The sequence below is a fragment of the Brachybacterium huguangmaarense genome, from assembly GCF_025725725.1.
Taxonomy (GTDB): domain Bacteria; phylum Actinomycetota; class Actinomycetes; order Actinomycetales; family Dermabacteraceae; genus Brachybacterium; species Brachybacterium huguangmaarense.
The window spans coordinates 43,368-63,516 of sequence record NZ_CP107020.1; the positions used below are offsets into that span (position 1 = coordinate 43,368).

Genomic DNA, 20,149 nt, shown 5'->3' on the forward strand with positions numbered 1-20,149 from the left:
GCACGCGACGGGAAGGACGGATCATGCAGCACACGGCAGGTAACTACGAGGCGTTCGCGCGTCCCCGCCCCGCACAGCACGCGCCGGAGACGAAGGCCTACATCGTCGGCAGCGGGCTGGCCGGGCTCGCGGCGGCCGTCTTCCTCATCCGCGATGCCGGGGTCCCCGGCGCCAACGTCACGATCCTCGAGAAGGGCGAGACCGCCGGCGGTGCGCTCGACGGCCTCGACGTCCCGGAGAAGGGCTTCGTCATCCGCGGCGGCCGGGAGCTGGAGAACCACATGGAGTGCCTGTGGGACATGATGCGCTCCATCCCCTCCCTGGAGCTCGAGGACGCCTCCGTGCTCGACGAGTTCTACTGGCTCAACAAGGACGACCCCAACTACTCGCTGCGTCGCGCCACCGTGCGCCAGGGCGAGGACGCCGGCCACGAGGGCCGCTTCGACCTGCCGAAGCGGGCGCAGAAGGACCTGTTGAAGATCTTCCTCGCCGAGCGCTCCGAGATGGAGGGCAAGCGCATCGACGAGGTGATGGGCCGCGAGTTCCTCGACTCGCCGTTCTGGATGTACTGGCGGACGATGTTCGCCTTCGAGGAGTGGCACTCCGCGCTCGAGTTCAAGCTCTACCTCCACCGCTTCATCCATCACATCGGCGGACTGCCGGACTTCACGGCGCTGAAGTTCACGAAGTACAACCAGTACGAGTCCTTCGTCCTGCCGCTCATGCACTACCTCACCGAACACGGCGTCGTCTTCCAGTCCGGCACCGAGGTCCTCGATGTGGACTTCGCCCACCGCAACGGCGAGATCCGCGCCACCGCGATCCACTGCCGCCGCGACGGCGCCGAGGAGACCATCGTGCTCGGTGAGCACGACCTCGCGCTCATGACGATCGGCTCGCTCGTGGACAACTCCGATGACGGCGACCACCACACGCCCGCAGCCCTCAACGAGGGCCCGGCCCCGGCCTGGGACCTGTGGAAGCGCATCGCGAAGAAGGACCCGTCGTTCGGGCGCCCGGAGGTCTTCTGCTCCTCGATCGAGGAGACGAAGTGGGAATCGGCCACCGTCACGACGCTCGATGAGCGCATCCCCGCCTACATCGAGCGCATCGCCCAGCGCGATCCGTTCAGCGGCCGCGTGGTCACCGGCGGCATCGTCACCGCCGAGGACTCCTCCTGGCTGCTGAGCTGGACGGTCAATCGCCAGCCGCACTTCAAGAAGCAGCCGAAGGATCAGATCGTCGTCTGGGTCTACGGACTGTTCGTCGACGTCGACGGCGACTACGTGAAGAAGCCCCTGGCGCAGTGCACCGGCGAGGAGATCACCCAGGAGTGGCTCTACCACCTGGGCGTGCCCGTCGATGAGATCCCCGAGCTTGCGGCGACCGGCGCCCGGTGCGTGCCGGTCATGATGCCCTACGTGACGAGCTTCTTTATGCCCCGCCGCGCGGGTGACCGGCCGCAGGTCGTGCCGGAGGGGGCGGCGAACTTCGCGTTCCTCGGGCAGTTCGCGGAGACCGGCCGCGACACGATCTTCACGACCGAGTACTCGGTGCGCACCGGCATGGAGGCCGTCTACGAACTCCTCGACGTGGAGCGCGGCGTGCCGGAGACCTGGGGCTCCACGTACGACGTGCGCGACCTGCTCGAGGCCTCGGCGCGCATGCGCGACGGCAAGAAGGTGGAGATCCCCGGCCCGGCCGCGCTGCGCAGCTACCTGCGCGACCGGCTCGAGCACGGAGAGATCGGTCAGCTCCTCGAGGAGCACGGCCTCATCTGAGCCCCGCCCACCGCGGGTGCGCCTCGGGCACGGTCCCGAGGCGCGCCTGGGCTGGTCCCATGTCGCCCACCCCGCCTGCCTGCTCTTCGACGAGACGTAGCGAAGGATGCCGAGCACCAGGGCGGACTGGAATCCGGTGCCGCGCTCGGCGATCGGCACCACGACGTCGTCGTGACTGGTGATCACTGCTTCTCGGAGCATTCCGCGCAGCGCGTGCTGGGGCGCAGACAGGTCGACTCCGAGGACCGGATCCTGGAAGGGCAGCTCGGTCGCCACCGAGTTCACCGACTCGCTGAGGACCTCCCGCACCAGATCCTCGACCGGCTCCATCGCCTTCGCGAAGTCCTTCTGGAGCTGCGTGGAGCGGGAGTTGCCCGAACGGACGAGCACCCCCTCCAGGGTGTCGTGGAGCCGCGTCAACGACTGGTCTGCATCGCCCTGGTCGGCACTGCCCACCCTGATGGAGGGGATCTTCACGAGGTCGAACGACTGGAGCGCCCACTCGTAGATCTCGCGAGACCGCGCATCCGTGCCCTTCCACAGTCCCATTCCCCGTGCAGGGAATGATGCGGCCACGACCGTGGTCGTTCAGCGCCCCTGGGCCGCGGCGTCGTCGAGGGCGTCCAGGTCGCGCAGGGCGTAGCGCAGGTGCTCCCACTCCCCTCGAGGATCACGTGGAAGCACGAGCGCACCGTCTCCGGATACTCGGGGCTCCACGGGTGGCGGCGTTCCTCGTCCAGGCCGGCGTCGTCCACGGACGCCAGAAACTCGCGGACCTGGGCCAAGGGTTCGGACCGTACCGCGAGCACCCCCTCGTAGGGCGGGGCGTGGACGCGAAGAAGTCGAGGTCGACACCGTCGTCCTCCGCACCCGCGCGGGGCTGGCCGAGCGGGTGGAACGGCTCCTCGGCGCGCCGCTGCCTCCCGCAGGCTCCTGCCGACAAAGCGGGCACCCTCGAGCTTCAGCGAGTCGGGAACTGCGGACACGTCTTCGAAGGTGCCAGCCGACCCCTGGATTCATTGTCAGACACGCCCTAGGCGTTCCGGCCTCAGTGGACTTGGCCGGCGACTGCGGGACCGATCCGGGGCCGTCGCACGAGTTCGCACGTCAGGCGCAGGGCGCCGACCGCGGTGAGAGCCGTCAACACTGACCATGCGGGCATGGTCAGTGCTGGCGGGATGATGAGCAGGGATGCGGCCGCCGTGAGGAGGCGGTCCGGCACGAGCTGATGGTGATCGCGCCATCGGTAGGCGGCATCGGCCGCGTAGAACAGGCCCACCCCGCCACTGAGGGCGATCGCCGGCAGCAGCGGTAAGGGGTCGGACACGTGCTCGAGCGCCGCGCTGGCGCCGAAGCCGAAGAAGGCGACCCCGGCGACCAGGGGAAGGTGGAGGTAGCTGTAGGCGTCGCGGGCCAGTCGGGCGCGTTCGGGCCCGTCGGCGTCTTTGAGGCGTTGCTCGGCGCCGGCGGTCAGACCGAAGTAGGTCCACCACAGCGAGGCGGCGATCAGGACTCCGAGGACGGCGGCGGCGAGCACGACCGGTTGCTGCAGGTGCTCGCTGGCCCCGGTGCCCAGCCCGACGACGGCTTCACCGAGCGCGATGATGATGATGTTGCCGTGGCGCTCGACGAAGTAGGAGGGCACCACCCGGAAAACCTCGATCCCGGCGACCAGGGGTCCGCCGAAGTCGATGATGGCTGCACCGATCCAGAGCAGCTCTCGGTAGGGGGATGGGAAGGCGGCGGCGACGGCGATCAGGACGGGTGCGATGAGCAGGCTCGGGACCAGCCGCAGGAGGCCTGCACGGAGGTGTTCTTCGTCGTGGGAGGCGGCCACGACGAACAAGACCAGGTGGATGACGCGGATGGTGAGCAGGGCAAGCCCGAAGACGAGGGCTCCGGTGCTGAACGCGGTCGGGAGTGCGCTTGCGGCCAGCAGCATCGCAGCCATGGCGGCGATGACCAAGCAGCGAAATACCACCCGATTCGTGGTGAAGGTGTTGGTGAGCCACGTGTAGCAGACCCAGGCCCACCACACCGCCAGCAGGCCGAGCACACCATGACCGAAACCCCGCCACGAAACGTCCTCCCGCACCAGCTCGGTCAGCTGCGCCATCGCGTACACGAACACCAGGTCGAAGAACAGCTCTAGGTCGCCCACCGACCCGCTGCCGTTGTCCCGCGCGCCGGCCTCGCTGCCCGGCTCAGAGTTCTCTGACATCCGCGAAATCATCCCCTTTCAAGCCCGGCAACTCCCACCCCCGAACCGACGGTGCTGCCGCGCCGTCCGAAGCGCTGCCCGGACCGACCGGGCTGCGCCCTTGGGCAGGGGTCACAGCATTTCTAGTGGTCGCGGTCCGCTCGGGGGCGGGAACGCACGGTCCAGAGCATCCAGGTCTTCGCGGGTCAGCTCCACCTCCAGTGCTGTGGCGTTGTCTCGCACGTGCTGCGGGCTGCTCGCCTTGGGGATCGTGCAGAGCGAGTCGCGGCGCAGCACCCAGGCGATGGCCGCCGCCGCGGCGCTGACGCTGTGACGCGCCGCGACGTCGTTCAGCGTCGTGTCGTGAAGGATGCGGCCCTGCTCGATCGGCGAATACGCCATGACCGGCAGCTGGTGTTCGGCGCACCAGGGCAGCAGGTCGTACTCCGGCCCTCGCCGCGACAGGTTGTACAGCACCTGATCCGTGGCCAGCCCGCCGCTGCCCGGCACGTCCTGCAGGTCAGCGAGGGCCCGGTGGTCGAAGTTGCTGACGCCCCAGTAACGGATTTTCCCGTCCTCGACGAGCTGTTGCAAAGCCGCGACGGTGTCCTCCAGCGGGTACCTGCCCTGCCAGTGCAGCAGGTAGAGGTCGATCCGATCGGTGCCCAGGCGTTTCAGGCTGCGTTCGCAGGCCGCGATCGTGCCGGAACGGGAGGCGTGGGACGGCAGGACCTTGCTGACCACGAACGCCTCGTCGCGGCGACCCGCCAATGCTTCACCGACCACCTCCTCCGCGCCGCCGTCGGCGTACATCTCGGCGGTGTCGACCAGCGTCATGCCCAACTCGAGGCCGGCGTGCAGCGCGGCGACCTCGTCGCCGCGGCGGCCGGGGTCCTCACCCCAGCCCCAGGTGCCCTGGCCCAGCACAGCGATGGACTCCCCGCTCGGCAGCGTTATCCGTCGCATCCGCGATCACTTCCTTCTGGTTGTCCTGAGGTGGGACGTGGGCTGAGATCCTCGAAGGGCCGGCGCGTCCGCGACCGGTGCTGGCTTACTGCGTGGGTCATCGGTCGAGTTGGAAAACGGCCCGGACGCAGCCGTCCTGCTTGTTCTTAAACATCTCGTAGCCGTGGGGTCCTTGGTCCAGCGGCATGATGTGGGTGGCGAGGTGCTCGGTAGAGAGCTCGCCGTCGGCGATGTGCTGCAGGATCTGGGGGATGTAGCGATGGCCGTGCTGCTGGGCCCCGCGCACGGTCATGCTCTTGTTCATCATCGCGCCGAGCGGGAACTTGTCGACGAACCCGCCGAAGACTCCGAGGATGAAGAGGCTGCCGCCTTTGCGGCAGGCGTAGATCGCCTCTCGGAGGGCGGTGGGCCGGTCGGACTGCAGCCGCAACTGCTGCTTGACCTGGTCGTATACGTAAGCCGGGCCGGTTCCGTGCGCTTCCATCCCTACTGCCTCGATGACGACGTCCGGGCCGCGGCCGCCGGTGCGCTCCTTCAGTTCGGCCACGATGCTGTCCTCGGTGTAGTCCAAGGTGTCCGCACCGACGTGTTGCCGGACTTGGGCGAGGCGTTCGGGGAGCCGGTCGATGACGATGACCTGCTCGGCGCCCATCAGCATCGCGCCGCGGGCGGCCATCTGTCCGACCCCGCCGGCGCCCCACACCGCGACCGTGTCGCCCGGGGTGATGCCGGCGCCGTCGGCGCCGGTCCAGCCGGTCGGGGCGGCGTCGGAGGCGAACAGGGCCGCCAGGTCCGACACCCCGTCCGGTACGGCGAACGCACCCTGGTCGGCATAGGGGACCCGTACGTACTCGGCGTGGCTGCCGGCGAAACCGCCCAGCATGTGGCTGTAGGCGAAGCAGCCGCCGATGGCGCTGCCCCACATCCTCTCGCTCAGGCCCGGGTTGGGGTTTCCGTTGTCGCACAGTGAGTACAGCTCCTGGGAGCAGTACCAGCACTCCCCGCAGGCGATGAACGAGCAGACGGTGACGCGGTCGCCGACCTTGTGGTTGCGGACGTTCTTGCCGACCTCGGCGACCTCGCCCATGAACTCGTGACCGAGCACATCACCGGCGCGCATCGACGGGATGTACCCGCCGAGCAGGTGCAGGTCTGAGCCGCAGGTGGTGCTAAGTCGCACCTTGACGATGACGTCGTGGTCGTTGAGGATCTTCGGGTCCTCGACGGTCTCCACGGACGTCTTGTTGACGCCGGTCCAGCACAGCGCCTTCACAGCAGTCCCTCCCCGCCGGCGCGCCGGGTGACGACGTCGATGATCTTGCCGGTCGGGGTCGGCGGACGGCGGCCGTGCGGAGTGGGATCCACCCGCAGAACCTCCCCGACCTCGACCAGCTGCTTGGACTGACGCAACGCCGACCGGACCTGCTGGCGCGGATCGTGGCCGCTGACCCGGGCCCGCGCTGCACGCGGGGCGGTCGGCTCGGGCACCCGCAGCCGGGCGGCGAGCTCGGTGCCCTTTCCGCCGGGGGCCGGCCGGACCTGGACCTCGACGAGGTCGCCCAATCCCGCCAACGGACCGGGCATCTGCCCGTTCGGCATGACCTCATCCTGGCTGCGGTTGAGCGTGACGCTGCGCCAGCGCCCCGTGGACTCCTCGCCGGCGAATTCGGGCGTCGATTGAACAGCGCGGCGGGCGACGACCCCGCCGGCGGCTGCGCCGGCCAGGACCACAATGACCATTGCTCCTCTCATGTGCTACCTACCTCCAGGAGGGGTGCGGGTACCGAGGTGCCGGGTGTCGAGCTGCTAGTCAGCCTCGCCTGCGCCATGTGGCGTACCGGGCTGCTCACGAGCAGTTTCCGGCGTCGGTGGACTGGACAGTACTCCCACGGCGGAACAGAGGGAAGAGATCATCGGGTGAGCGGCTGGTGGCCAGGTTCCCGTCTCGGGCCGCCTCTTGGTCCACCACGTTCGCGCCGGTGTTGCGCAGGTCGGTGCGGATGCTGGGGAATGAGGTCAGGGTCCAGCCGGTCACGAGACGTCATGGCCCTGCCGGGACTGCCCGACCACCCCGCCTTACGCCCCCGCTCGCCAGTACTGGCCGCGGCCCCGCGCGATGCTCGGCGGGCCGCAGACCTCGTTCCTGCTGCCCGCGCCAACCGAACCCGGCGGCTACCTGCGCGTCATGGCTCTGGGCATGCCTCAAGACGCTCCCCGCCACCTGAGCCTGGTCGTCGTGCTCTCACCCTGCGAGGACCTGCACGGGCTAGCCCACCGCGAGCTCGAGGTTCTTGGCCTGCTGATCGCCTGTCGAGAGGCATCGAACATTTCACAGGACACGCGGCGAAGTCTTCGCCGAACCGGATGATCAGCGGGGTCTGCGAAGAATAGTCCTCGCCCGCTGGCGGGTGCCGTCGTCGCCGGTCAGTGCATCTGGGGCGGCTCCAGGTCGATGCGCACCTCGACCAGCTTGTAACCGGCCCGGTCGAACGCCGCCGCCATCGGGGTATTGACCGCATCTGTGGTCGCGGTAATTCGTCGAGCTCCATCCCCGATATGGAATCGGGTGATGTACTCAAGGATCTCGTCTACGTAACCGTGGCCGCGGTGCTGTGGTAGCACGGCTAGGTACCCCACGTTTCGGTTGGTCGGGGTGGCGGAGGGGATAGCCAGCCCGACGATCTCGCCATCGTGAGTCTGTGCGACGCGCCACCACGAACGTTCTCCTGGGCAGGGCGCGCCAGCTGGTCGAGGCCCGCCTCGTCCTGCTCGCTCATCTCGAGCATCTCCGCGGCCTCGTCGTCGTCGAGCTCGGCGAGCTCGGACTCGAACATCGCGTCGAGGAAGATCGCCTCGACCGGCCCCACGAGTGCCCGCATCTCGTTACTCCTGCGCCTCATCGGCGAATGGCCGGCAATCGCAATCACGCAGAATGAGTCCCCCGTGCACAGTAGGCGTGAACCAGCTCAAACAACCGCGAATGGGCGACTTCGTGCGGCAGCTAACGATGAGCGCAGGATTCGCGGATGAACTTCACATCAAAGAGCCCACTTTGTCGGCCGTGATCGGAAGACGCGTCACGCCTGCGACTCTGGACGTCTGCCACGCCTGATGAGCCGAGCGCACCTTTGCATGGACGCCAGACAAACAGGGCTGTTCGCACCTGCGTCTTACCTCACCCCTCACCAGGGGGACCCGATGGTTGCCAGGAAGATCGCCGCGGAGATCCCTGCGAACACGAGCAGGGTCACCCCCATCCAGGGCCCCACGGGCCAACTGGTCGGTGCCTGCGTTCTCCTCAGGCGACCGACCAGGACAGCGAGGCCGATGGCTTGGACGACCCCCAAGCCCGCCAGTGACGGATCCCGGAGGAAGACGGCCAGCGGCAGGAAGTGCAGCGCGACCACGACTGCGACCCACCACGCCATCCAGCGCCCCTGGCCCCGCCGCGCGAGGACGAAGCAGCCGACTGCCGCGAGCAGCACCTCCAGTCCGACCACGACCCCGAACCAGACGTACTGGCCGTCGAGCGCCGACCAGTCGCTCCAGCGGGTGAAGACGGCGAAGCCGAAGATCCCGGCCACGATGAGCCCGACAGCGGAACCCGCTCCCAGCCACCCTCTGCGGGATCTCGGCGGGTCCTCCTGTCCCCATCCGAACCAGACGAAGGACATGATGCCGAACCACGCGATCGTGAATGCATGGTCGCGTGCGAATTCGGTCAGCATCGGTGCACCTTTGTGGAGATCGACGGGTCCATTCCGATCGAGTCTACGCGGGAGCCCGGATCATTCTGCGCACCGCGACACCGGCAGACGATGCGCTGCTGTGCGATCCACGGTTGCAGACGGCCACCGACCGACACAGCGCATCTCTGTGACCGACATCCTGTGGTTCGTGATCGGAACCGGCTGCCTCGCGGTGCTCGTGGCACATTGCTGGTGAGGGTCACCTCGGCGCGCGACGGCTCCTCCCGGACCTGGCTTCGACGATCTCGGCGAGCTTCCGGGCCTGCGCATCGACGGACTGCGGGCCGTTCCCGGTGAGGAGGCCATGCTCTTCGTCCCAGACCACCCCGACCGCGGACGGATTGAGTGTCACCAAGACGTCGTAGCCGGCCTCCTTGAGTGCGACGTCGACCTAGTACGGCAGCCGCGTCTTCTTCCCCGGGACCTTCGGGTAGCCGAACGTGAGCATCCCGATCTCGCCGTACTTCGGAACGGTCGTGACCCGTGCACCTCGGAAGGCATGATCCTCGTCGACGAGCGTGGTGCCGTCCTCGCCGAGCCGATACTTCGCCGAGGTCATCGCAACGGGCGCATGGCAGATCAGGCCGACCGGGACGTGGTCCTCCCGGAGCGCATGGAGCAGCTCGCCCATGACCGGGTTGTCGTGGAAGTCGACCATCGGCGCGTGCCCGCCGGGGCGTACATGAAGTCGATGTCCGCGAGCGAGAACGCGTCGGACAGGCTGCGGTGCCGGCGCAGCAGCGCGAGCTCGGAACCGCGCCGTGCGACGAGCTCGGGGTGCTTGTCGCGCAGCTGCGCGGGTCCGGACTTCCCCACACCCTGCCGCACCGTGATCGCCGCGGTCTCGAGGCCGAGGTCCTTGCCGCCTTCCATCGCCAGCGCCAGGACGTTGATGTCGAGGGTGTGCACCCGGCCGTCGGGGGTGGCGAGGATGAACTCGTGGGTGTCCTCGAACCGCTCCAGAACGGCGGCGAGCTCGACGAGGGACCATCCGATGCTCAGGCTCTCACCTCTGGGTTCGGCGAACGGCAGCTGCGAGGCGGACGAGATGACGATGAGGGCCTGGGGCCGATCCGTGTGATCAGCGGTGCGCGTGATGGTCTGCGCTCCGTCCGGGGCGTCGGCCGCCGGCCGACCACGGAGGTCCAGGGCCGGCAGCGGGGTCGTTCCTGTGCCGGCAACGTAGCGCGGGCGCGCCGGGGCCAGCGCAACCAGAAATCGGTGCGGGTCTTTGGAAGCTAGCCCACGCCATCTACACATGCGGCAAAAAAAAACGGGACTGCCGCACGATCAGGTGACAGTTTGACCTGACCTATGGTTCGGTTTCCAGTTTGACCTATCCATGCGGCAGTCCCGAAATGCGCCCGAAATCGATCGTGACCTGCAGCTTTACACGTTGAACTAAACTCCACCGCGTTCCGTAGCTGAATAACCTCAGACCCCCACGCTGTCGCAGCCGCCCCTGCCGGGACGACTCGTTCGCAGCTACTGCCTACCAGGCGCAGAACTGAGCCGCCAGTTCCAGGTCCACGACAGCGCAGGTCAGCGGGAAGAACTAGAGCGGCGGGCGCTTGTGCGCGTCCACGATCTCGCTCAGCCACCTCGTCAACGGCTTGAGGGCGCGGGGTTGGCTCGACGCCGAATCGAGGTGCTGCCGCAGGAGCGCGGACGGAACGTGCGGCTTCGCCTTGCCGGACTTTTTGCGGTCTGAATTCCAGCCCTTCGCACCGAGGTAGGCCGCCATCGCCTCGCGTCCGGAGGACCCCGTCGCGAACGCCTCAGCGGTCTCCTTGCTCACCTCCCCCGTCTCGTCAGGACCAAGCATTCTCGCCAGCTTCTCCTGCCCGACCACGTCGAGGAGCATGCCTTCGAGGTCGGAGCTCAGCACGAACGCGTCCCACGGCTGCAGCATGGTGTTGAGCTCTGCCTGGTGCTCTAGCGCAGCCTTAAGTGTCGTCACTTGCCTGTCCGCCAGGTCACGCAGATCATTAAGGAAGAGCGTGGACGGCTTGGGATCCTTTGCCTTCAGGATCTCGAGCAGGGCACGCTTATTGTCGCCACTCTTGTGGACACCGTCCTTGTCAGTGAGAACGTACGCGCGGACGCCGAAGAGCTGGGCGAGTCGAAGCAGATGCGAGATCGTCGTGATCCCGGAGGCCTCGATCACTGCGATGCCCAGGGCGTAATGGCCGCCCGGCCCACCGGTGATCGTCTCCAGCAGGTAGTCGATGACGAGCTTGTCGCCGTGGCCTTCGACCAGGATGACCGAGTTCGCGAAAACTAGCTCGCTGTTGGTGGCGTCGCAGTAGCGCGTCAATCGGCCTTCTTCCTCGACGGCCAAGTCCGGTTTGAGTGCCGAGTACGTCATGCCCTCCGGACTGAGGGGAAGTCGCGCGATCCTGGTGACCGAGAACGAGTCGATGAGCACCGGGCTGTGCGTCGTCACGAGCAGCTGCGCCTCGACCGAGATGCCCTTCAGGATCTTGGCCATAGCTCGCTGCGTCTGTGGGTGCAGAAACGCCTCGGGCTCCTCGATGGCGAAGATCACGTTGGTGCCTGCCTGCCTGCTCTTCGACGAGACGTAGCGGAGGATGCCAAGCACGAGGGCGGACTGGAAACCGGTGCCGCGCTCGGCGATCGGGACCACGACGTCGTCGTGACTGGTGATCACGGCTTCTCTGAGCATTCCGCGCAGCGCGTGCTGCGGCGCAGGCAGGTCGACTCCGAGGACCGGATCCTGGAAGGGCAGCTCGGTCGCCACCGAGCTCACCGATTCGCGGAGGACCTCCCGCACCAGATTCTCCACCGGCTCCATCGCGTTCGCGAAGTCCCTCTGCAGCTGCGTGGAGCGGGAGTTCCCCGAGCGGACGAGCACACTCTCCAGGGTGTCATTGAGCCGCGTCAACGACTGATCTGCACCGCCCTGGTCGGCATCGCCGACTCTGATGGAGGGGATCTTCACAAAGTCGAACGACTGGAGCACCCACTCGTAGATCTCGCGAGATCGCACATCCGTGCCCCTCCACGTACGGTAGCTAATCTTGCCTTTCCTCGAGCAGGTGATCTGGACCCAGAACGTCCCGTCACGGCCGAGGGTGCCGTCCAGCTCGTCGGCCTCTGCCTGTGTGAGGCCACCGAAATGGATCTTGATGCTCGACAGCATCCTGGGTCCGCCGTCGACGTAGTAGTCGTTCAGCGGCTTCATTTGCCTGAAATCGTCCGCGCTGGGATCCGAGAAGAAGGCCTCGAGCACACGGATGAACGACGACTTTCCCGCGTTGTTCGGTCCTGCGATGAGCTGGAGGCTCGGGTTCACGTCAAGCGACAGCGACTTGAAGCCAAGGAGACGCTCGATGTGGACCTGTTCGATGTGCACGACGTCAGACTAGACGTTGGAACGCACGTCCGGTGCGACCCGCCGCAGCGCACGAAGCACTGTGTCGCCGCTTCGGACCCTTTGTCAGACGTTAGAGCGCAAACCTGAACTCCACCACGTCCCCGTCCTGCATGACGTAGTCCTTGCCCTCCATGCGCACCCACCCGTGCGCCTTGGCCTCGGCCATGCCGCCGGCCTCGACGAGGTGGTCGAACGAGACGACCTCGGCCTTGATGAAGCCGCGCTCGAAGTCGGTGTGGATCACGCCGGCGGCCTGCGGGGCGGTCGCACCCCGCGGGATCGTCCAGGCGCGCGACTCCTTGGGGCCGGCGGTGAGGTAGGTCTGCAGGCCCAGGGTCGAGAAGCCGACGCGCGCGAGCTGGTCGAGACCGGACTGCTCCTGGCCGGTCGACTCGAGCATCTCGCGCGCCTCGTCGGGCTCGAGCTCGATGAGCTCTGACTCGAACTTCGCGTCGAGGAAGATCGCCTCGGCCGGGGCGACGAGCCGGCGCAGCGCCTGCTGGGAGGCCGTGTCGGCCAGGCCCTCCTCGTCGGTGTTGAACACGTAGATGAAGGGCTTGGCGGTCATGAGCTGCAGCTCGCGCAGCAACGTGACGTCGATGCCGGCGCCCTGTGCGCCCTGGAACAGGGTCGTCCCGCTCTCGAGCAGGGTGGTCGCCTGGTCCATCGCCTCGAGCACGGCCGCATCGGTCAGCCCGCGCTTGACCTCCTTCTCGATGCGCTGATGCGCGTTCTCGAGCGTCTGGAGATCGGCGAGGATCAGCTCGGTCGTGATGACCTCCATGTCACCGGCCGGGTCCTCCGACCCCTCCGTACGAATCACGTCCGGATCGGCGAAGGCGCGCGTGACCTGGCAGATCGCGTCGGCCTCGCGAATGTTGGCGAGGAACTTGTTGCCGAGTCCCTCCCCTTCGCTGGCGCCCTTGACGATGCCGGCGATGTCGACGAACGACACGGTCGCCGGGACGATCCGCTCCGAATGGAACATGTCGCTGAGCACCTGCAGGCGCTCATCGGGAAGGGGCACCACGCCGATGTTCGGGTCGATCGTCGCGAACGGGTAGTTCGCGGCGAGCACCTCGGCGCGGGTCAGGGCGTTGAACAGGGTGGACTTGCCGACGTTGGGCAGTCCGACGATTCCGATGGTGAGAGCCACGGCAGGCAAGTCTACGGGCCGCGCGCCCACCGCCCGGCTAGGGTCGACGTGTGACCGCTTACCCTCCGCCGTCCGTGCCGGGTCCGCAGCCGCCGCGTCCCGCGATGCCCGTCGCGCGTCCCTGGTACCGGCGAGCCTGGGTGTGGATCACGGCAGGGGCCTGCCTTGTCCTGCTCCTGCTGGCCGCGGCGGCCGCGGCGGTCGGCCTGTTCATCGCGCTGTCCTCGACGCCCGAGAAGACGGTCCGCCACTATCAGACGGCGTGGGACACCTCTGATTGCGAGCTCTATGTCGACGCGACGAGGGAGAGGTTCCGCGACGGTGTCACCTGCGCCGACTTCGAGGAGGCCGCGTCGGAGATCCCCACGGAGCACGAGTACGAGCTGATCTCCTCCGAGACGGAGGGTGATCGCGCCACCGTCGTCTCTCGCACGACGGTCGAGACGAGCACGAGCACGTTCACGGAGACCACCGAGTTCCACCTGGTCAAGCGCGACCGCGACTGGCTCATCGACTCCGCCGGCATCGTGGACAGCACGGTCGGCTGAGCCGCCCTGCTCGTTCCCACGCCGACGACACACCGCCGCATCAGGTCACGGCGCCCGTTCGTCGGACCCCCATGATCGACTGCTCCCATGAACGCATCCGTCGCCCTGCTCCTCGGTCTCCTCCTCGGGATCGCCCTCGGCGTGCTCGGCGCCTGGCTGGTCCTGCGGGAGCGCATCGCCATGACCGAACGCATGACCGAGCGCCTCGGCTCCGACCGCACCGGCCTCGACGCCGCGGCCGCCCAGGCCGTCCGGGAGTCCTCGGGGCAGCTGCTCGCCCTCGCCGGCGAGCGCTTCGACCGCGACAGCGCGCGCCGCGAGGCCACCGACCACGCCCGCGAGGCGACACTGCAGCGCACCCTCGGCCCGATCGTCGAGTCCCTCGGGCAGCTCGAGCGGTCCATGGCGCGCACCGAAGCCGCACGCCAGCAGGCCGACGGCGACCTCACGGCCCAGCTGCGGGAGCTCGCACGGCGCTCGCAGGAGCTGGGCCGTGGCACGAACGCACTCACCGCAGCGCTGCGCGCGCCGACCGCCCGTGGACGCTGGGGCGAGGTCCAGCTGCGCCGGATCGTCGAGGCTGCGGGCATGCTCGACCACGTCGACTTCACCGAGCAGCACTCCGGGCGCGCCGTGTCCGGCGACGCCGGCCAACGCCCCGACATGGTCGTGCACCTCGCGGGCGACCGTCATGTGGTGATCGACGCCAAAGCCCCCATGGACGCCTACCTCGACGCGATCGAGGCCGACGACCCGCAGGCCTCGGCCTCGAGCCGTCGCGCGCACGCCAAGGCCCTGCGGGGGCACGTGGACCGGCTCGGCGCGAAGGCCTACTGGTCGGCGCTCGGGGACTCCCCCGAGTTCGTCGTGCTGTTCGTGCCGTCCGACGGGGTGCTCGCGGCGGCACTCGAGGCAGACCCGGGCCTGCTCGAGCACGCCTTCTCCCAGGATGTCGTGGTCGCCTCCCCCGCGACGCTGGTCGCGCTGCTGCGCACGGTCGCGCACACATGGCGCACCGACGCCCTCAACCGCGACGCGCGCACCGTGCTCGACGCCGGCCGCGAGCTGCACCATCGGCTGGGCACGATGACCTCGCACCTGAGCCGGCTGGGCAGGGCGCTCGACACGTCGGTCGCCTCGTTCAACGACACCGTCGGGTCGCTGCAGTCGCGTGTGCTCGTCACCGCGCGCCGCTTCGAGGAGATGTCGCTCGTGTCGTCGCCGCTCGAGGATCCCGAGCAGCTCACCCGCCGCGCCCGACGGCTGTCCGAGGAGGAGATCGCCGACCTCGCAGGGGGCAGTCGCTCCGAGGGGCGCGACGAGGAGGGGACGGCGAGCGCGACCGCCTGACGTCGGCGGGACCGGCCTCCGACGACGGCATCGTGGGGGCGCCGGGCAACTGCCTCGCGCACCGGATCGGCCGCACGCGACCGTCCCCCATCGGGCTCAGCTCGGGATCGGCTCCTGGTCGGCCGGGTCGCTCGGCGCCCGGCCAGCGTCGGCTCGGTCTCAGGCGACGCCGTCGTTGCAGGCGTCGGCCGCGCGCTGGGACGGGCGTGTACGCCGGTCCTTCTCGCCCTTGGCCTTCATGTCCTGGCGCAGCTCGCGCGGCAGGGAGAACATGAGGTCCTCGGTGGCGGTGCGCACCGGCACCACGTCCCCGTAGCCGCGCTCGGCGAGCGTGGCCAGCAGCTCCTCGACGAGCACCTCGGGCACCGACGCGCCGGAGGTGACCCCCACGGTCTCGACGCCCTCGAACCACTCGTCGCGCAGCTCGGCGACGTCGTCGATACGATGCGCGGCGGAGGCTCCCGCCTCCTTGGCGACCTCCATCAGGCGCACGGAGTTCGAGGAGTTCGAGGATCCCACCACGAGCACCAGATCGGAGTCGGGGGCGATCTTCTTGACCGCCACCTGCCGGTTCTGCGTCGCGTAGCAGATGTCGTCGCTCGGCGGCGAGGACAGCAGCGGGAACCGGGTGCGCAGACGGTCGACGGTCTCCATCGTCTCGTCCACGCTCAGGGTGGTCTGGGACAGCCACACCACCTTCGAGGGATCGCGCACCTCGATGTCGTCCACATCGTCGGGCGAGTTGACGATCCGGGTGTGGTCGGGCGCCTCGCCGGCCGTGCCCTCGACCTCCTCGTGGCCCGTGTGCCCCACGAGCAGGATGTCGTAGTCCTCCTTGGCGAAGCGCACGGCCTCCTTATGCACCTTCGTGACGAGGGGGCAGGTCGCGTCGATCGTGCGGAGGTTGCGGGCGGCGGCCATCTCCCGGACGCGCGGGGAGATCCCGTGCGCGGAGAAGATGACGAGGGAGCCCTCGGGCACCTCGTCGACCTCGGTCACGAAGACGGCACCCTGCTTGCGCAGGCGGTCGACCACGAACTTGTTGTGCACGATCTCGTGGCGCACGTACACGGTCTCGTCGTAGTGCTCGAGGGCCCGTTCGACGGCCACCACGGCTCGATCGACACCCGCGCAGTATCCGCGCGGCTCGGCCAGGAGGACTCGTCGTGTGCTCACGCCCTCCATCGTACGGAAGGCCCTGGTCCCGGGAAGATCGGTGCCGCGCATGTCACGGAACCTCCACACGTCCCGCTCATGCACACGCCTCCGTGCCGCCCGCGCCCGGCATCTCGAAAGTCGCCGCCCCGTGCCAGAGTGGACCCATGACCGATCCGACCGCCCCGCCGGGGGCCGAGAGCCCGCAGGAGCTCGCCGCGACCGCGGCTCAGACCACGCCGGAGAACCCGTGGCCCCTGCGTCTGCTGAGCGTCAAGGTCGGCGAGTACGTGGCCCGCATGTCCCCCATCTGGGTCGAGGGAGAGCTCGTGCAGCTCAACCGGCGCCCCGGCAGCGGCCTGGCGTTCATGACGCTGCGCGACGTCGAGGTCGACATGTCGTTCTCAGTGCCCGTGCGCGAGCACGTGCTGCGCACCCTCTCGATCGATCTCGTGCCCGGAGCCCGCGTGGTCATCCACGCCAAGCCCACCTTCTGGACCAAACGCGGCAGCCTGCAGCTCGAAGCCGACGACATCCGGCCCGTCGGTCTCGGCGAGCTGCTCGCGCGCCTCGAGCACATCAAACGGGTGCTCGCGGCCGAGGGCCTGTTCGACGCCTCCCGCAAGAAGCCGCTGCCGTTCCTGCCCACCGTCGTGGGCCTCATCTGCGGCCGCGCCTCCGCCGCCGAGCGCGACGTCGTGGTCAACGCCGAGCGCCGCTGGCCCGCCGTGCGCTTCGCGATCAGGGAGGTCGCCGTCCAGGGCGACCGGGCCGTGCGCGAGGTCTCCGCGGCGCTGCGCGAGCTCGACGCGATGGAGGACGTCGACGTCATCATCGTCTCGCGCGGGGGCGGCTCGATGGAGGACCTCCTGCCGTTCTCCGACGAGCAGCTGGTGCGGCTCGTCGCCGCGGCCCAGACCCCCATCGTCTCGGCGATCGGGCACGAGGTGGACACCCCGCTCGTGGACCTCGCCGCCGATGTCCGGGCCTCGACGCCCACCGACGCCGCCAAACGCGTCGTGCCCGACATCCAGGCCGAGCTCGAACAGCTGACGCTGGGCCGCACCCGCCTGCGCACGGCGATCCGAGGCCGCCTCGAGCGTGAGCAGTCAGCGCTCGACGCGATCCGCTCGCGTCCCGTGCTGGACCAGCCCATCTCGATCCTCGCGGGCCGCGCCGACGAGATCCGCTCCCGCATCAGCCTGGCCCGCACCATCGCCCGCGCCCGGCTCGACCGCGCCGACGACGAGGTCATGCACCTCGCCCGCCAGATCCGGGCGCTCTCGCCGCTCGCGACCCTCGAGCGCGGCTACGCGGTGGTCCAGGACGCCGCCGGCGCCGTGGTCCGCTCCCCCGAGCAGGCGCCCGTCGGCGCCGCCCTGTCGGTACGGGTCGCGAGCGGCCGCTTCGGCGCCGAGCGCACCGAGCTGGACCCGTACGAGTCCCCTGCCCCCAGCCCCGAACGATCCGCCGAGGAGAACGCATGAGCCCCGCCAAGAAGACCCCCGCCGCCGACGCCGAGCCGGCGGTCGAGATCGACGAGACGGCCACCGAGCCCGTGGAGACCACGGCCGAGGGCGAGGGCGCCCTGCCCGCCGACATCGCCGCGCTCAGCTATGAGGCGGCGCGCGACCAGCTGGTCGACATCGTGCGGCGTCTCGAGTCCGGGCAGGGCGGCCTCGAGGACTCGATCGGGCTGTGGGAGCGCGGCGAGCTGCTCGCCACGCGGTGCCAGCAGTGGCTCGACGGGGCGCGCGTCCGGCTCGACGAGGCGGTCGCAGCACGCGGCCGCGGCACGGACGGCCACGCCGGCTGAGACGACGGCGCGCCGAACGCCCGAGTAGACGGCGCCCCGCCGCCGACTGCCCGAGTGAGAAGGCGCCCCGCCGCCGACTGCCCGAGTGAGAAGACGCCCCGCCGCCGGCCGCCCGAGTGAGAAGACGCCGAACCGGCCGCCCGAGTGAGAGTGCGCGGCGCCGACCACTCGAGTGAGAAGGCGTCGAGCCGAGCGCCCGAGACCAGACACGCCTCCGGGGCGTACCGAGCCGTCCTGATCAGCCCGGGCGCGGCGGGCCGCACGGTGCGACACGAGTCCGGGCACCGCGCCGTGCCCGCCCTGGTCAGCCCCGCGCGGACTCGACCGCTGCCTGGGCCACCTGGGCGAGCTCGGCCTGTGTCGTCCGGCCCGTGACGAGCACGCCGGAGCCCTCGGCCGGGCACGCGAGGCCACGCGCGTCCGTCTCCTCGCCGCCGGTGTACACGTCGCACGTCATATCGCCGACGGCGACGGTGCCGTCGCTGCGGGCCCCGGGGATCGTGTCCTGCAGGAGCGCCGGCGTGATCTCCCCCGCCTGGGTGAGCGTCACGAGCGTGGCAGACGGCGAGGAGTAGCGGACGGTCCAGCGCGGGTCCGTGCCGTCGGCGTACCGCGCGTTCGAGGCGGTCCAGTCCGTGCCCAGGTCGGGCACCGCCACCGTGAACGGGGCGATCTCCTGGGCACGCTCGGCGCTCGCGGCCACGTCCACCCGGCTGTTCTCCGGCACCTCGCGATCGGGGTCGTTGCCCACCCCGAAGAACAGCATCCCGACCACGGCCACCAGCACGAGAGTGATGACGAGGGCCCACACCACGCTGCGCATCGTCGTGTTCTCCGCGAACGACGCGTACCGCGACTTCGTCGGCGCCGGCGGATCGGCCTGCGGCGGCTCGGTGATCTGCGCCGGCGCGGGCGACGGGGTCTGCTCGGAGGACGGCGTGGGCTCGGACATGGCTCCATTGTCCCCGCTCCCGCGTCCCACCCCGACATCACGGGGCCGCGAGCGCCGTCGGGCCCGCGGACGTGTCCTGTGGTTCCACCGCCCTTCGTGCATCGTTCGACCCGAGCGCCAGAACCTGCGATGATCGGAGCGTGAACGCGAGATTCCTCACCGTCGGCGAATCGCTGACCGACATCGTCGTCAATGCGGACGGCGTCCATTCCGAGTACCCGGGCGGCTCGCCCATGAACGTCGCCGTGGCGCTGGGGCGGCTGGGACACGAGTCCCACCTCCTGACGCGGATCGGCCCGGACGACCGTGGCCGCGAGATCAAGGACCACGTCGAGGCGTCGCACGTGCAGCTCACCCCGGGCAGCGTCGACGAGACCCCCACCTCGACCGCCCGGGCCACCCTCAAGGCCGACGGCGGGGCCGACTACGTCTTCGACCTCGTGTGGGATCCGGACTCCCGGGGCCTGCCCGAGCAGGTCGACGCGGTGCACACGTCCTCGATCGCCGCGGTCCTCGACCCGGGCGCCGCGACCGTCGCCGACGTCCTGGCCCGCTACGCGCCGTCGGCGACCATCAGCTACGACCCCAACGCCCGCCCCGACCTGATGGGGGATCCCACGCGCACCCGCGCCCTCGTCGAGGCGATCATCGCGCGGGCGGACGTCGTGAAGTCCTCCGACGAGGACGTCGCATGGCTCTACGGTACCGACGACCTCGAGGACGTCGTCGCCTCGTGGCGCGAGCTGGGCCCGGCGTTCACCGTCATGACCCGTGGCGGCAAGGGCGCCGTCGGCTTCGCCGCCTCCGGGCGCGTCGACATCGACCCCGTCCGCGTCGACGTCGCCGACACCGTGGGCGCCGGCGACACCTTCTCGGCCGGCATCCTGCACGCCCTCGGCGAGCGCGATCTGCTGGGCTCGACCCACGCCGAGCAGCTGCGCGCGATCGACACCGACGACCTCTCCGCCGTGCTCGGCTTCGCCGCCGGCCTGGCCGCCATCACGGTCTCCCGGCCGGGCGCCAACCCGCCCTGGTCGCACGAGCTCACCTGACCTCTCGGCCCGGGCGCGACGTTCGTG

Annotated in this window: 18 protein-coding genes and 2 pseudogenes; 6 read left to right on the forward strand and 14 right to left on the reverse strand. The window is 69.3% G+C overall.

What is annotated here, in order from left to right; translation table 11 throughout:
- Nucleotides 1-23: 23 nt before the first annotated feature.
- Entirely contained in the window at nt 24-1,781 is a 1,758-nt protein-coding gene (locus BRM3_RS00230; protein WP_263594117.1) for an oleate hydratase, read from the forward strand.
- A gap of 1,048 nt (nt 1,782-2,829) precedes the next feature.
- Here the strand turns inward: BRM3_RS00230 and BRM3_RS00235 are convergent.
- The 12 genes and pseudogenes from BRM3_RS00235 to ychF all read right to left on the reverse strand — a co-directional run bounded on the left by BRM3_RS00235 (nt 2,830) and on the right by ychF (nt 13,249).
- Entirely contained in the window at nt 2,830-4,002 is a 1,173-nt protein-coding gene (locus BRM3_RS00235; protein ID WP_263594118.1) for a low temperature requirement protein A, read from the reverse strand.
- Between the two features lie 111 nt (nt 4,003-4,113).
- Entirely contained in the window at nt 4,114-4,908 is a 795-nt protein-coding gene (locus BRM3_RS00240) for an aldo/keto reductase (protein WP_263594119.1), read from the reverse strand.
- A gap of 136 nt (nt 4,909-5,044) precedes the next feature.
- Nucleotides 5,045-6,220 (reverse strand): zinc-dependent alcohol dehydrogenase, encoded by a 1,176-nt coding sequence (locus tag BRM3_RS00245; RefSeq protein ID WP_263594120.1) that lies wholly within the window; start codon nt 6,218-6,220, stop codon nt 5,045-5,047.
- On the reverse strand, nt 6,217-6,687 hold the full coding sequence (locus tag BRM3_RS00250) for a hypothetical protein (protein ID WP_263594121.1): 471 nt from the start codon (nt 6,685-6,687) through the stop codon (nt 6,217-6,219). Before BRM3_RS00250 ends, BRM3_RS00245 begins: the two co-directional genes overlap by 4 nt.
- Before the next feature lie 106 nt (nt 6,688-6,793).
- A pseudogene (locus BRM3_RS00255) lies at nt 6,794-6,985 on the reverse strand (DJ-1/PfpI family protein); the annotation flags it as partial.
- Between the two features lie 386 nt (nt 6,986-7,371).
- On the reverse strand, nt 7,372-7,629 hold the full coding sequence (locus BRM3_RS00260; RefSeq protein ID WP_396127046.1) for a GNAT family N-acetyltransferase: 258 nt from the start codon (nt 7,627-7,629) through the stop codon (nt 7,372-7,374).
- Nucleotides 7,630-7,682: 53 nt separating this feature from the next.
- A pseudogene (locus tag BRM3_RS00265) lies at nt 7,683-7,829 on the reverse strand (redox-regulated ATPase YchF); the annotation flags it as partial.
- 300 nt (nt 7,830-8,129) lie between these two features.
- Complete coding sequence (locus BRM3_RS00270; protein ID WP_263594123.1) at nt 8,130-8,675, reverse strand: hypothetical protein; 546 nt, start codon at nt 8,673-8,675, stop codon at nt 8,130-8,132.
- A 412-nt stretch (nt 8,676-9,087) separates the two neighbouring features.
- Nucleotides 9,088-9,327, reverse strand: coding sequence for a hypothetical protein (locus tag BRM3_RS00275; RefSeq protein WP_263594124.1), 240 nt, complete (start codon nt 9,325-9,327; stop codon nt 9,088-9,090).
- Complete coding sequence (locus BRM3_RS00280) at nt 9,276-9,956, reverse strand: hypothetical protein (protein ID WP_263594125.1); 681 nt, start codon at nt 9,954-9,956, stop codon at nt 9,276-9,278. Before BRM3_RS00280 ends, BRM3_RS00275 begins: the two co-directional genes overlap by 52 nt.
- 295 nt (nt 9,957-10,251) lie before the next feature.
- On the reverse strand, nt 10,252-12,072 hold the full coding sequence (locus BRM3_RS00285) for an ATP-dependent nuclease (RefSeq protein WP_263594126.1): 1,821 nt from the start codon (nt 12,070-12,072) through the stop codon (nt 10,252-10,254).
- Nucleotides 12,073-12,163: 91 nt separating this feature from the next.
- A complete protein-coding gene (ychF, locus tag BRM3_RS00290; RefSeq protein WP_263594127.1) occupies nt 12,164-13,249 on the reverse strand; it encodes a redox-regulated ATPase YchF in 1,086 nt (361 codons plus the stop codon).
- 50 nt (nt 13,250-13,299) lie between these two features.
- On the opposite strand from ychF, the gene BRM3_RS00295 reads away from it, so the two are divergent.
- Nucleotides 13,300-13,797, forward strand: coding sequence for a hypothetical protein (locus tag BRM3_RS00295; protein WP_263594128.1), 498 nt, complete (start codon nt 13,300-13,302; stop codon nt 13,795-13,797).
- A gap of 87 nt (nt 13,798-13,884) precedes the next feature.
- Nucleotides 13,885-15,147 (forward strand): DNA recombination protein RmuC, encoded by a 1,263-nt coding sequence (locus BRM3_RS00300; protein WP_263594129.1) that lies wholly within the window; start codon nt 13,885-13,887, stop codon nt 15,145-15,147.
- A 159-nt stretch (nt 15,148-15,306) separates the two neighbouring features.
- Here BRM3_RS00300 and BRM3_RS00305 read toward each other — a convergent pair whose 3' ends face one another.
- A complete protein-coding gene (locus BRM3_RS00305; protein WP_263595479.1) occupies nt 15,307-16,332 on the reverse strand; it encodes a 4-hydroxy-3-methylbut-2-enyl diphosphate reductase in 1,026 nt (341 codons plus the stop codon).
- Nucleotides 16,333-16,469: 137 nt separating this feature from the next.
- On the opposite strand from BRM3_RS00305, the gene xseA reads away from it, so the two are divergent.
- Nucleotides 16,470-17,789, forward strand: coding sequence for an exodeoxyribonuclease VII large subunit (xseA, locus tag BRM3_RS00310; protein WP_263594130.1), 1,320 nt, complete (start codon nt 16,470-16,472; stop codon nt 17,787-17,789).
- Nucleotides 17,786-18,118, forward strand: coding sequence for an exodeoxyribonuclease VII small subunit (locus BRM3_RS00315; RefSeq protein ID WP_263594131.1), 333 nt, complete (start codon nt 17,786-17,788; stop codon nt 18,116-18,118). The genes xseA and BRM3_RS00315 overlap by 4 nt, the downstream gene beginning before the upstream one ends.
- Before the next feature lie 304 nt (nt 18,119-18,422).
- Here BRM3_RS00315 and BRM3_RS00320 read toward each other — a convergent pair whose 3' ends face one another.
- Nucleotides 18,423-19,070, reverse strand: a complete 648-nt coding sequence (locus BRM3_RS00320) for a DUF4245 family protein (protein ID WP_263594132.1) — start codon at nt 19,068-19,070, stop codon at nt 18,423-18,425.
- Between the two features lie 140 nt (nt 19,071-19,210).
- On the opposite strand from BRM3_RS00320, the gene BRM3_RS00325 reads away from it, so the two are divergent.
- Nucleotides 19,211-20,122 (forward strand): carbohydrate kinase family protein, encoded by a 912-nt coding sequence (locus BRM3_RS00325; protein ID WP_263594133.1) that lies wholly within the window; start codon nt 19,211-19,213, stop codon nt 20,120-20,122.
- The last annotated feature ends 27 nt before the right edge of the window (nt 20,123-20,149 follow it).

What these genes read in the sequence shown, in the direction of transcription:
- BRM3_RS00230 (WP_263594117.1), top strand. Translation starts at nt 24, where the DNA reads ATGCAGCACACGGCAGGTAACTACGAGGCGTTCGCGCGTCCCCGCCCC.
- BRM3_RS00235 (WP_263594118.1), bottom strand. Translation starts at nt 4,002, where the DNA reads ATGTCAGAGAACTCTGAGCCGGGCAGCGAGGCCGGCGCGCGGGACAAC.
- BRM3_RS00250 (WP_263594121.1), bottom strand. Translation starts at nt 6,687, where the DNA reads ATGGTCATTGTGGTCCTGGCCGGCGCAGCCGCCGGCGGGGTCGTCGCC.
- BRM3_RS00270 (WP_263594123.1), bottom strand. Translation starts at nt 8,675, where the DNA reads ATGCTGACCGAATTCGCACGCGACCATGCATTCACGATCGCGTGGTTC.
- BRM3_RS00275 (WP_263594124.1), bottom strand. Translation starts at nt 9,327, where the DNA reads ATGGGCGAGCTGCTCCATGCGCTCCGGGAGGACCACGTCCCGGTCGGC.
- BRM3_RS00280 (WP_263594125.1), bottom strand. Translation starts at nt 9,956, where the DNA reads ATGTGTAGATGGCGTGGGCTAGCTTCCAAAGACCCGCACCGATTTCTG.
- BRM3_RS00300 (WP_263594129.1), top strand. Translation starts at nt 13,885, where the DNA reads ATGAACGCATCCGTCGCCCTGCTCCTCGGTCTCCTCCTCGGGATCGCC.
- BRM3_RS00305 (WP_263595479.1), bottom strand. Translation starts at nt 16,332, where the DNA reads ATGGAGGGCGTGAGCACACGACGAGTCCTCCTGGCCGAGCCGCGCGGA.
- xseA (WP_263594130.1), top strand. Translation starts at nt 16,470, where the DNA reads ATGACCGATCCGACCGCCCCGCCGGGGGCCGAGAGCCCGCAGGAGCTC.
- BRM3_RS00315 (WP_263594131.1), top strand. Translation starts at nt 17,786, where the DNA reads ATGAGCCCCGCCAAGAAGACCCCCGCCGCCGACGCCGAGCCGGCGGTC.
- BRM3_RS00320 (WP_263594132.1), bottom strand. Translation starts at nt 19,070, where the DNA reads ATGTCCGAGCCCACGCCGTCCTCCGAGCAGACCCCGTCGCCCGCGCCG.